10 protein-coding genes and 1 riboswitch are annotated in these 11,992 nt (G+C 63.5%); of the genes, 5 read left to right on the forward strand and 5 right to left on the reverse strand.

Annotated features, from left to right (window positions below; all coding sequences use genetic code 11):
* Positions 1-15 precede the first annotated feature (15 nt).
* The gene (thiC, locus tag CQ041_RS11865) at positions 16-1,920 is read right to left on the reverse strand and encodes a phosphomethylpyrimidine synthase ThiC (protein ID WP_105522023.1); all 1,905 of its coding nucleotides are present in this window, start codon (positions 1,918-1,920) and stop codon (positions 16-18) included.
* Between the two features lie 149 nt (positions 1,921-2,069).
* A riboswitch (TPP riboswitch) is annotated at positions 2,070-2,175 on the reverse strand.
* 150 nt (positions 2,176-2,325) lie between these two features.
* On the opposite strand from thiC, the gene CQ041_RS11870 reads away from it, so the two are divergent.
* On the forward strand, positions 2,326-3,765 hold the full coding sequence (locus CQ041_RS11870) for a TolC family outer membrane protein (protein WP_105522024.1): 1,440 nt from the start codon (positions 2,326-2,328) through the stop codon (positions 3,763-3,765).
* A 124-nt stretch (positions 3,766-3,889) separates the two neighbouring features.
* Here the strand turns inward: CQ041_RS11870 and waaA are convergent, their stop codons facing one another.
* Both waaA and CQ041_RS11880 read right to left on the reverse strand, forming a co-directional pair.
* A complete protein-coding gene (gene waaA / locus CQ041_RS11875; RefSeq protein ID WP_105522025.1) occupies positions 3,890-5,167 on the reverse strand; it encodes a lipid IV(A) 3-deoxy-D-manno-octulosonic acid transferase in 1,278 nt (425 codons plus the stop codon).
* 23 nt (positions 5,168-5,190) lie between these two features.
* On the reverse strand, positions 5,191-6,081 hold the full coding sequence (locus tag CQ041_RS11880) for a LysR family transcriptional regulator (protein ID WP_105522026.1): 891 nt from the start codon (positions 6,079-6,081) through the stop codon (positions 5,191-5,193).
* Between the two features lie 101 nt (positions 6,082-6,182).
* Here CQ041_RS11880 and CQ041_RS11885 point away from each other — a divergent pair, with 101 nt between their 5' ends.
* From CQ041_RS11885 to CQ041_RS11900, 4 genes are read left to right on the forward strand one after another with little or no spacing between them, the layout of a single operon-like run.
* The gene (locus CQ041_RS11885; protein ID WP_074848568.1) at positions 6,183-6,518 is read left to right on the forward strand and encodes a multidrug efflux SMR transporter; all 336 of its coding nucleotides are present in this window, start codon (positions 6,183-6,185) and stop codon (positions 6,516-6,518) included.
* A 55-nt stretch (positions 6,519-6,573) separates the two neighbouring features.
* A complete protein-coding gene (locus CQ041_RS11890; protein WP_105522027.1) occupies positions 6,574-7,749 on the forward strand; it encodes an FAD-binding oxidoreductase in 1,176 nt (391 codons plus the stop codon).
* Complete coding sequence (locus CQ041_RS11895; RefSeq protein ID WP_105522028.1) at positions 7,746-8,558, forward strand: aldo/keto reductase; 813 nt, start codon at positions 7,746-7,748, stop codon at positions 8,556-8,558. Before CQ041_RS11890 ends, CQ041_RS11895 begins: the two co-directional genes overlap by 4 nt.
* Positions 8,559-8,599: 41 nt before the next feature.
* Entirely contained in the window at positions 8,600-9,559 is a 960-nt protein-coding gene (locus CQ041_RS11900) for a metal ABC transporter ATPase (RefSeq protein WP_105522029.1), read from the forward strand.
* Positions 9,560-9,589: 30 nt separating this feature from the next.
* On the opposite strand, the gene CQ041_RS11905 is transcribed toward CQ041_RS11900, so the two are convergent.
* Complete coding sequence (locus CQ041_RS11905) at positions 9,590-10,516, reverse strand: NAD-dependent epimerase/dehydratase family protein (RefSeq protein WP_105522030.1); 927 nt, start codon at positions 10,514-10,516, stop codon at positions 9,590-9,592.
* Positions 10,509-11,933: a bifunctional D-glycero-beta-D-manno-heptose-7-phosphate kinase/D-glycero-beta-D-manno-heptose 1-phosphate adenylyltransferase HldE gene (hldE, locus tag CQ041_RS11910; RefSeq protein WP_105522031.1), complete on the reverse strand. Its 1,425-nt coding sequence runs from the start codon at positions 11,931-11,933 to the stop codon at positions 10,509-10,511. Before hldE ends, CQ041_RS11905 begins: the two co-directional genes overlap by 8 nt.
* Positions 11,934-11,992: the final 59 nt, after the last annotated feature.

The raw sequence follows: 11,992 nt of genomic DNA on the forward strand, positions 1-11,992 counted from the left end.
AGCGCCGACTCTGGGTCAGACCTTCTTGTAAAGCTGGCTGCCTTCCTGCTTGAACCGCTCCGCCTGTTCCGCCAAGCCCTTGGCCACATCCACATCCACCGCGTCGATGCGCTGGTTGGCCGCGTACTCACGCACTTCCTGAGTGATCTTCATCGAGCAGAACTTCGGCCCGCACATCGAGCAGAAATGCGCGACCTTGGCCGAGTCCTTCGGCAGGGTTTCATCGTGGTACGAACGCGCGGTGTCCGGGTCCAGGCCGAGGTTGAACTGGTCTTCCCAACGAAACTCGAAGCGTGCCTTGCTCAGGGCGTTATCGCGAATCTGCGCGCCGGGATGGCCCTTGGCGAGGTCGGCGGCGTGGGCCGCGATCTTGTAGGTGATGATCCCGGTCTTCACGTCATCCTTGTTCGGCAGGCCCAGGTGCTCCTTGGGCGTCACATAGCAGAGCATGGCGCAACCGAACCAGCCGATCATCGCCGCGCCGATGCCGGAGGTGATGTGGTCGTAGCCCGGCGCAATGTCGGTGGTCAGCGGGCCGAGGGTGTAGAACGGTGCTTCGTCGCAGCATTCCAGCTGCTTGTCCATGTTCTCCTTGATCAGCTGCATCGGCACGTGGCCCGGGCCTTCGATCATGGTTTGCACGTCGTGCTTCCAGGCAGTCTTGGTCAGCTCGCCGAGGGTTTCCAGCTCGCCGAACTGCGCGGCGTCGTTGGCGTCGGCAATCGAGCCCGGGCGCAGGCCATCGCCGAGGGAGAAACTGACGTCATAGGCCTTCATGATTTCGCAGATCTCGTCGAAATGCGTGTAGGTGAAGTTCTCTTTGTGATGCGCCAGGCACCACTTGGCCATGATCGAACCGCCACGGGACACGATGCCGGTGACGCGCTTGGCGGTCAGCGGTACGTAGCGCAGGAGTACGCCGGCGTGAATGGTGAAGTAGTCCACGCCCTGCTCCGCCTGTTCGATCAGGGTGTCGCGGAACAGCTCCCAAGTCAGGTCTTCGGCCGCGCCGCCAACTTTTTCCAGGGCCTGGTAGATCGGCACGGTGCCGATCGGTACTGGCGAATTGCGGATGATCCACTCGCGGGTTTCATGGATGTGCTTGCCGGTGGACAGGTCCATCACAGTGTCCGAGCCCCAGCGAATGCCCCAGGTCAGTTTCGCCACCTCTTCTTCAATGGACGAGCCCAGGGCGCTGTTGCCGATGTTGCCGTTGATCTTCACGAGGAAGTTGCGGCCGATGATCATCGGTTCCAGTTCGGTGTGGTTGATGTTGGCCGGGATGATTGCGCGGCCACGGGCGATTTCTTCGCGCACGAATTCGGGGGTGATGATCTTCGGCACACTGGCGCCAAAGCTGTGGCCCGCGTGTTGCTGGTCAAGCAGGCCTGTGGCGCGGGCTTCTTCGAGCTTCATGTTTTCGCGGATGGCGACGTATTCCATCTCGGCGGTGATGATGCCTTTGCGCGCGTAGTGCATCTGCGTGACGTTGGCGCCGGCCTTGGCGCGGCGCGGGTTTTTCACGTGGGCAAAACGCAACGCGGTCAGCTCGGCATCGCTCAAGCGCTGCTGGCCGAAGTGCGAGCTGAGGCCTGGCAGGCGCTCGGTGTCGTTGCGCACTTCGATCCACGGCGAGCGCACGTCGGCCAGGCCTTTGCGCACGTCGATGATCACGTTGGGGTCGGTGTAGGGGCCAGAGGTGTCGTACACCGTGACCGGCGCGTTGATTTCACCGCCAAAGTCGGTGGGGGTCACGTCCAGGCTGATTTCGCGCATCGGCACGCGGATGTCCGGGCGGGTGCCCTGTACGTAGACTTTTTGCGAGCGGGTAAAGGGCTGCACGGAGCCGGAGTCGACCTTGGCCGATTCACTCAGGTGCACGGTGTTTTTCAGTTTTGTACTTTTTATGTCTGTGCTCATCACGGGCTCTCCAACTGATCCAGGCGGTGGATTTTTGTCGGAGCGAACCTGTGACGGACGGATGCACTGAAACCAGTGCTGTGCTTGGCGCACGAGGGCTGCTCAATAAATGAACAGCATCCCGGACGAAGCACAAGAGGACTCGCCGGGTGACGAGAAATCTTGTTCCCTACGCAGGCGCTAACCTGATCAGGTTCAACGGGATCCGGTATTTACCGATCTCAGCCTTCCAACAAGGCACCCCGACAAGAACGCGGCCAGTCTAGACCATGGCGCGGGCAAATTGCCAATGGTGGTGCATTCGGCGTGATAAATGGCTCTTTTGCAGGATTGTTGTGTGGTGATCGCACCACTACACTCGGGGGCTGGAATTACATTCGTACTCTTCACACTAGGGATCGCCTCATGCTGCGCAAACTCTCACTGGCTCTCGCCGTGTCTTGTGCGACCAACGGAATGGTCTGGGCAGCCGAAGCGCCCTTGTCCGCCAACACTGATTTGGTCAGCGTCTACCAGGAAGCGGTCAACAACAACGCCGACCTGGCCGCCGCCCGCGCCCAGTACGGCGCGCAAAAAGAAGTGGTGCCCCAGGCCCGCGCCGGGTTGCTGCCGAACCTGTCGGGCGCGGCCGACATCAACAACGTGCGCACCCAGATCGACACCCCGGCCGCCACCGCCAACCGCGACGCCCACTCCTGGCGCGCGACCTTGAGCCAGCCGCTGTTCCGCGCCGACCGCTGGTTCCAACTGCAAGCGGCACACGCCACCAATGAACAGGCTGCGCTGCAACTGTCAGCCACCGAACAGAACCTGATTCTGCAAAGCGCCGAAAGCTACTTCGCCGTGCTGCGTGCCCAGGACAACCTGGCGTCGACCAAGGCCGAAGAGAATGCCTTCAAGCGCCAGCTGGACCAGTCCAACGAGCGCTTCGACGTCGGCCTGTCGGACAAGACCGACGTGCTGCAATCCCAGGCCAGCTACGACACCGCCCGCGCCAACCGGATTTTGGCCAACCGCCAGGTCGAGGACGCGTTCGAAGCCTTGATCACCCTGACCAACCGCCAGTACAACTCGATCCAGGGCGTGGTCCACACCCTGCCGGTGCTGCCGCCGCTGCCCAATGATGCCAAGGCCTGGGTCGAGACCGCCGGGCGCCAGAACCTGAACCTGCTGGCCAGCAACTACGCGGTCACCGCCGCCGAAGAAACCCTCAAGCAGCGCAAGGCCGGCCACGCGCCGACGCTGGACGCGGTGGCGCAGTACGAAAAAGGCGACAACGACGCCCTCGGTTTCAGCAACCCGAATGCCTTCGGCACGCCGTATCGCGGTGATGTGGAGCAGCGCACCATCGGCCTGCGCCTGAATATCCCGCTCTACAGCGGTGGCTTGACCAGCTCGCAAGTGCGTGAGTCCTACTCGCGCCTGGGCCAGACCGAGCAACAGCGCGAAGGCCTGCGCCGCCAAGTGGTCGAAAACACCCGCAACCTGCACCGTGCGGTCAACACCGATGTGGAGCAGGTGCAGGCGCGCCGCCAGTCGATCATCTCCAACCAGAGCGCGGTGGAAGCCACGGAAATCGGTTACCAGGTCGGCACGCGCAACATCGTCGATGTGCTGGACTCACAACGCCAGCTGTACGCCTCGGTGCGCAACTACAACAACAGCCGCTACGACTACATCCTCGACAACCTGCGTTTGAAGCAGGCAGCGGGGACGCTGAATCCAGGCGATTTGCAGGAATTGGCGCGTTACCTCAAGGCTGACTACAACCCGGACCGCGATTTCCTGCCGCCGGACCTCGCCAAGGCCGCCGCCGAACAACTCAAAGCCCGCCCTGGATATTGAAACCACTGCAAAACCACATGTGGGAGGGGGCTTGCCCCCGATAGCAGGGTGTCGGGCACTGTAGATGTGACTGATCCACCGCTATCAGGGGCAAGCCCCCTCCCACATTTTTTGACCGCTGTTGTCAGGGGGTGATGAGTTTGGCCAGGCCATCCAACAGGCGCTTCAAAGCGCCTTGGTTGGCCTGCATCACCGCCAACCCCGCCTGCGCCATCTTGCGCGCATCCTGCGGCAGCTCGAACAACTGCCTTACGGCTTCGGCCAATCCTTCAGCGTCGTCCACCTCTCGCAACGCACCCGCTTCACGCATCATCGCGGTGATTTCGAGGAAGTTGAACACATGCGGCCCCATGATCACCGGTTTTGCCAACGCAGCCGGCTCCAGCGGATTGTGCCCACCGGTAGCGACCAGGCTGCCACCGACGAAGGCGCTGTCGGCCAGGGCATACAAAAACAGCAACTCGCCCATGGTGTCGCCGAGCATCACCGAGGTTAGCGCGGTCACTGGCTCGCCCGTGGAGCGGCGCACGGTGGCGAAGCCTTGCTGCTTGCACAGCTCGAACATCGGGCCGAAGCGCTCCTGGTGCCGGGGGACCAGGATCAGCAGTGCATTCGGATAGCTCTCGAGCAACTGCCGATGGGCCGCGAGCACCACCTCATCTTCGCCTTCATGGGTACTGGCGGCGATCCACACCGGGCGTTCGCTGGCACCCCATTGCTCACGCAGAGTTGCAGCCCGGGCGGGCAGTTCCGGGTCGATGGTCAGGTCGAACTTGATCGAGCCGGTGACCTCGACGGTTTCCGGGCGGGCACCCAGGCTGAGGAAACGCTCGGCTTCGGCCTGGGTCTGCACCGCGAACAGGCTCATCTCGGCCAGCATCGGCGCGGTGAGCTTGGCAAAACGCCCGTAGCCCTTGGCCGAACGCGCCGACAACCGCGCATTGGCCAACGCCACCGGAATTCCGCGCTGGGCGCAGGCATGGATATGGTTGGGCCACAGCTCGGTTTCCATGATCACCGCCAGTTTCGGCTGTACGCGATCGAGGAAACGCTTGGCCGCGCAGGGCACGTCATAGGGTAAATAGCAGTGCTGGATGCGCGGCTCATTGGCGAACAACGCCTGGATCCGCTCGGACCCGGTGGGCGTCATGCAGGTGACGGTGATCGGCAGCGTCGGATAACGCGCCAGCAGCCCGCGCACCATCGGCGCGGCGGCGATACTCTCGCCCACCGACACCGCATGCACCCAGATCCCGCCCGGCTGCAACACCGGCAAGCCATAGGAGAAACGCTCGCTCACGCGCTTGGCGTAGGCCGGCGCTTTGCGCGCACGCAGCCACAGACGTAAAGCCACCAATGGCAGCGCCAGGTAAAACAGACAGCTGTAGAGAGTTCTATTCATGGCGGCGGAGTTTATCGGCTTTTTCAATCAATCGCCCGTAGGCACTCGGCAAAACGTTCAGCCAAAAAGCGCGCGGCCGGTCCAAGGGGCTCGTCGCGGCGCCAGACCAGCTCCACCACCAGCGCCGGCGGCGTCCATTCGCTGTCCAGCTCGACCATCTGGTTCTGGTAGATCGGGTATTGCACCACATGCCGAGGCAGCCAGGCCCAGCCCAGGCCACGGGTCAGCCATTCGGCCAGCACGTAGAAGCTGTCGGCGCGCCACACCTGCGGGCTGGCGGCCTCACTGCCGGGATAGACGCTGGTCTGGGTCGACATCAGCAACTGCCGGTATTGCGCCAGCCCTTGGCAATCCACGCTTTTCTGGCGCGCCAGCGGATGGTTGCGACCGCACACGGTGACCATCTCCACACTGCCCACCACGCGGCGCTCCAGCGCTTCGGGGATCTGGTCGTGATAGAACAGCATGCCCAGGTCGGCCTTGCGCTCCACCAGTTTGCGTGCGACATCGCCCTGAGCCGCGCTGGAAATCTGCACTTCGAGGTTGGGAAACTGGCCGGCCAACGCGTCGAGGCTGTCGAGCACCGGCTGGTAGAGCATCGCCTCGTCCTGGGCCAGGCGCAGGCAGGCTTCTTCGCCACGCATCAACGACAGCGCCCGACCGTTCAGGCGCTCGCATTGACGCAGGACCTCCCTCGCCTCCTCCAGCAACACGGTGCCCGCTTCAGTGAGACGGGGTTGGCGGCCGCTGCTGCGTTCGAACAGGCTCACACCCAGGTCAGCCTCCAGCAGGGCGATGCCATTGCTCACCGCCGACTGCGCCTTGCGCTGCCCGCGCGCCACCGCCGAGAACGAGCGCTGTTCGGCGACGCTGACGAACAGGCGCATCTGTTCCAGATCCCAGTGCATACTCATGTCCAACCCATCTCCCATTCAGATAGGTAATGACTTTACCCCATCTGAAAGCACTCTAGAATGCCAGCCTATCTGAATGGCTCTACTCGAAGGATCTGCCCATGAACGCTGCTTACTGCTACCTGGCCATCGCCATCTGCTCGGAAGTGATCGCCACCGTTTCCATGAAAGCCATCAAGGGCTGGAGCACGCCTATCCCATTGCTGCTGGTGATCGTCGGCTACGGTGTGGCGTTCTGGATGCTGACCCTGGTGGTGCGCACGGTGCCGGTGGGCGTGGCTTACGCCGTGTGGGCCGGGATGGGCATCGTGATGGTCAGCATCGCCGCCTTGTTCATCTACGGGCAAAAGCTCGATCTGCCAGCGATGCTGGGGATGGGCCTGATTGTGCTGGGCGTGGTGGTGATTCAACTGTTCTCGAAAACCGCCGGGCACTGACCGCCCCTCAACAGCCTGTATACTGCGCCTCTTGTCTAGAACACTGAGGTCGCCCATGCCAACCGTTATTTCCACCGACGTCCTGATTGTCGGCGCCGGGGTTGCCGGCCTCTGGCTGAACGCGCGCCTGCGCCGCCAGGGGTTTTCCACGGTGTTGGTGGAAAATGCCACCCTGGGCGGTGGTCAGAGCGTGAAGTCCCAGGGGATTATCCACGGCGGTGCGAAATACGCCCTGCACGGTGCCCTCACCGGCGCGTCCGAAGCGATTGCCGACATGCCGCGCCGCTGGCGTGAAGCCTTGGCGGGCAACGGCGAACTCGACCTGACCGGTGTGCGCCTGCTCTCCGAAGCGCACTACCTGTGGTCCCCCGGCACGCTCGCCGGCAACCTCACCAGCTTCTTCGCCAGCAAGGCGGTGCGCGGGCGCGTGGACCAGGTCAAGGGCGACGACCTGCCGCCAGCCCTGCAAGACCGCCGCTTCAAGGGCAAGGTCTACCGCCTGGCCGAACTGGTGGTGGATGTGCCAAGCCTGATCGAGCGCCTGGCGCAATTGGCCGGCGACGGCCTGCTCGCCGGGCAGCACATCGAACCGCTGCTCGAAGGCAATAAGCTGGTGGGTTTGAAAGTCGACGGCCGCGAGATCCGCGCCCAGCGCATCGTGTTGAGCGCAGGCGGCGGTACTGCCGACCTGCTCACCGCCCTGGGCCTGAGCCAGCCGGCGATGCAAAAACGCCCGCTGCACATGATCATCGCCAAAGGCCCCGGCCTCAAGCCACTGTATGCCCATTGCCTGGGCGGCGGCACCAAGCCGCGCATCACCGTGACCACCCACCCGGCCGCCGACGGCAATTGGGTGTGGTACATGGGCGGTGACATTGCCGAATCCGACGGCGTGGCCCGCACCGCCGAAGAGCAAATCGCCACCGCGCAGAAAGAGCTGGCGCAACTGCTGCCCTGGATCGACATGAGCCAGACCCAATGGGCGACCCTGCGCGTCGACCGTGCCGAGCCGCTGCAATCGGGCCTGAGCCGTCCCGATAACGCCTTCGTCGCCGAAGAGGGCCGCCTGCTGGTGGGCTGGCCGACCAAGCTGGCCCTGGCACCGGACTTCGCCGATCGCGTAATCAATGCCTTCGAACGCGACGGTATCCGCCCGACCACCCCCGAGCCGCTGCCGGCGCTGCCCAAGCCCGCCATCGGCGTACCTGCCTGGGAGCAACTGTTGCCATGAGCCTGCCGACCCTGCACGACTTGCACCGCCCATTGGGCAGCACCGGCCTGCTGGTTTCACCGCTGGGCCTGGGCACCGTAAAGCTGGGCCGCGACCAGGGGGTGAAATACCCCAACGGCTTCCAGATTCCCGACGACGACGCCGCGCGCATGCTGCTGCGCCAAGCTCGGCAACTGGGGATCAACCTGATCGACACCGCGCCGGCCTATGGCATGAGTGAAGAACGCCTGGGCCCGCTGCTGCGCGATCAGCGCAAGGACTGGGTGATTGTCAGCAAGGTCGGCGAAGAATTCGAAAACGGCGTGTCCCGTCATGATTTCAGCGCCGCTCACACCCGGATGTCCGTCGAGCGCAGCTTGAAACGACTGGAAACGGATTTTATCGACCTGGTGCTGGTGCATTCCGACGGAAACGACCTGCACATTCTCAACGACTGCGAGGTCTACCAGACCCTGGCCGAGCTGAAACAGGAAGGCAAGATTCGCGGTTTCGGCTTTTCCGGCAAGACCGTCGAAGGCGGCGTGAAGGCTCTGGAACAGGGCGATTGCGCGATGGTCACCTACAATCTGAACGAACAGGCCGAGAACGCCGTCATTGAGTATGCGCAAGCGCATGGCAAGGGCATCCTGGTGAAAAAGGCCCTGGCGAGCGGGCACGTTTGCCTGGACCCTGGAATGGATCCAATACGCGAGAGTTTCGCCTTGTTGTTTGCGCAAACCGGCGTCGCCAGTGCTATTGTCGGCACCATTAATCCGCTGCACCTGGCCCATAACGTGGCAACCGCTGCCCAGGTTATACGTCAACTCTGATGCCGCCGACGCGGCCGACCCCGTCGCAGAAAGGAGCCGACATGCCGCGCACGCTCATAAGAAAGAACCCCAGCAACTTCAAGACACTGCCGCTGCACGTCGAAGCCACACCCGAGGGCCTGAGCTACCAGAGCGTGGGCATGCCGCTCAACTTCGCCCAGACCCTGCAACGCCGCAAACCCGTCGATGTACCCGATGCCGAGCGTTTTGCCCTGGAACTGGCGAACCTCGGCGTGTCGGTGCGCCTGACCCTGCACTGGCAAAACCGCGATTACTGGGTGCTGGTACGCCAGCGTCGCCAGGACCGTGGGGATGTGGTGCTCAAGCTGATCTCCGGCTACGTTCCGGCCCACGAGTTGAACCTGCCGCTGCACACCGCCATCCAGGAAATTGCCGAAGAGTGCCTGCTGGAGACGCCCGAAGGCTGGCTCAGCGGGCGCTTCAACGACACCTGGCTGCCAGCGCCCTACTCCGCCGCGTTGCATTATCGCGAGGCCCTGCCGTTTCGCTTGAGCCCGCTGTCCGGCGCCGCGCGCCCGGTGCGTTGCGCTACGACCCAACTCATCGAGCGCCCGCGCGCCTACGTGCACCTGCCCACCGCGTCGCTGCAGTTGATCTATGACCTGCGCCTGGAAGTGCCACGGGAAGCCAAGTCCCTGAGCCTGTTCCATGTGGACGAGCGCCTGGAGGGCGACCAGTTGGTGGCACGCCTGGACCGCAAGCGTCCGGACCTGTACCTGATGCCACTCAAGGACGGCCAGCCACTGGCGGAGCTGTACACGGTCAAGAAAGACCAGCTCTACCCGGCCAGTACCCGGGGCTTGTACCTGGCGGAAAGCTTCGCCAAGCAGGAAGGCTGGCTGGTGCGTGATGAGCGGATCCGCTGGAAGGACTGGCTGCGCCAACAGGGGCTGGCCGAGCCGGAGAAAGAGTCGAAACTCAAGCGCCTGGCACAGCGAGTACTGCGCAGGATCGTGCCGAAGAAAAAAGCCAAGGCCTAACGCAAAGCCTGCTCCCACACTGGAGTGCGTTCAGCCGTTGAGCAGGCGCTCCAGGCCGATCTTCAAGGGGGTCGGTTCGGGAAGCGTGAAGCTCGCCAACAACCGCTGGTTGTTCGCCCGCGAATGCTTGATATCCCCCGAACGTGCCGGCCCGTAAGTGATCACCGGCAACCGGCCGACCGCTTCTTCCAACGCCTGCAGCACCTGCTTGAGCGTGGTGGTGCGGTTCCAGCCGACGTTGATGGCACCCAGCGGTGCGTCCTTGATTTCGATGGCCTGCACCAGCACGGCCACCAGATCTTCCACATACATGAAATCGCGGGTCTGCTCACCATCGCCGAACACGGTGATGGGCAAGCCCTGGCGGGCACGCTCGCTGAAGATGCTGATCACGCCGGAATACGGTGAAGACGGGTCCTGACGCGGCCCGAAGATGTTGAAGAAGCGAAACACCACCGGCTCCAGGCCATGCTGGCGACGGTAGAAATCCAGGTAGTGCTCACCGGCCAACTTGTCAGACGCATAGGGCGTCAACGGTGCCTTGGCGGTGTCTTCATCGATCGAAGCACCTTCGCCGTTGTTGCCGTACACCGCCGCGCTGGAGGCGTACACCACCCGCTTCACCCCGGCCTTGCACAGGGCTTCGCAGAGGTTCAGGGTACCGACGAAATTGCTCTGATGGGTACTGACCGGGTCATCCACCGAAGCCTGCACCGAAGCGACTGCCGCCAGATGCACCACGGCGCTCACGCCAACGGCGGCCTGCGCCACCAGCGCGGCGTCCGCCACATCGCCTTCGAGCAGTTCGAGCCGCGGGTCATCCAGCGGCAGGTTGCTGCGCTTGCCGGTGGACAGCTTATCCAGCACCCGCACGCTGTAGCCCTTGGCGAGCAACGCATCGACCAGGTGCGAGCCGATAAAGCCCGCACCACCGGTCACCAGTACGCGTTTATTCATTGTTGCGGATTTTCTCGACGATGGCGGTGGTCGAGCTGTTTTCCACCAGGCCGAGCACTTTGACCGTGCCGCCGTAGGCGCTGACGATGTCCGCGCCGACCACCTGGTCCACGGAATAATCGCCGCCCTTGACCAGCACGTCCGGCTTGACCTGCGCCAGCAGGTTTTCCGGGGTCGCTTCAGGGAAGCTGATCACCCAGTCCACCGCACCCAGGCCGGCCAGCACCGCCATGCGTCGATCAACACTGTTGATCGGACGCCCAGGGCCTTTGAGGCGGCTGACGGACGCATCATCGTTGACCGCAACGATCAGGCGGTCGCCTTGGGCGCGCGCCTGCTCCAGGTAGGTCACGTGGCCGGCGTGCAGGATGTCGAAGCAGCCGTTGGTGAACACAATGCTTTCGTTGTGCGCACGGGCATCGTCAATCGCCAGCAGCAATTGCTCGATGCCCAGCACGCCACGCTCCGACCCTTCGGAGCGCTGGATGGCGCGGCGCAATTCGGGCGCACTGATGGCCGCGGTACCCAGCTTGCCCACCACGATGCCAGCTGCCAGGTTGGCCAGGGCCACGGCGTGGGGCAATTCTTCGCCGGCGGCGATGGACGCGGCCAGGGTGGAGATCACGGTGTCGCCGGCGCCGGTGACGTCAAACACTTCACGGGCACGTGCTGGCAAGTGCATGGCTGGATGGCCAGGACGCAGCAGGGTCATGCCGTGCTCGCCACGGGTCACCAACAAGGCGCCCAGGTCGAGTTCGGCCATCAGCGCCGCGCCCTTGCTCACCAGTTCGTGCTCGTCGGCACAACCGCCGACAATGGCTTCGAACTCGCTGAGGTTCGGGGTGATCAGGCTGGCGCCACGGTAGATCGAGAAATCCCGCCCCTTGGGGTCGGCCAGCACCGGAATGCCCTTGGCCTTGGCGGCCTGGATCAATACCTGATGGTTCTTCAGGGCGCCTTTGCCATAGTCGGACAGCACCAGCACCTTGATGCCTTCGAGCAACTCATCGACCTGGCCGCTGAGGGCCAGGGCGTCGGTGGCGAAGGGTTCTTCGAAATCGATACGCAGCAATTGCTGGTGACGGCTCATGACCCGCAGCTTGACGATGGTCGGCTGATGGGCGATGCGCTGGAACAGCGCGCGCACGCCGGCACCGCGCAGGCTGTTGGCCAGGCTGTCGGCGGCTTCGTCGTCGCCGGTCACACCCACCAGGGAGGCCGGCGCGCCGAGGGCGGCAATATTGAGAGCAACGTTGGCAGCGCCGCCTGGACGGTCTTCGATTTGCTCGACCTTGACCACCGGCACCGGCGCCTCAGGGGAAATCCGTGAGGTACCACCATGCCAGTAACGGTCGAGCATGACATCGCCGACCACCAAGACAGGGGCTTGATCGAATCGCGGCATGGACAACTTCATGGAGCAACCCACTACAAAATGAACAGGGGCGCGATATTAGCACAGGGTTTACGCAGGCT

The organism is Pseudomonas sp. MYb60, from assembly GCF_002979555.1.
In the GTDB taxonomy this organism is placed as follows: Bacteria; Pseudomonadota; Gammaproteobacteria; order Pseudomonadales; family Pseudomonadaceae; genus Aquipseudomonas.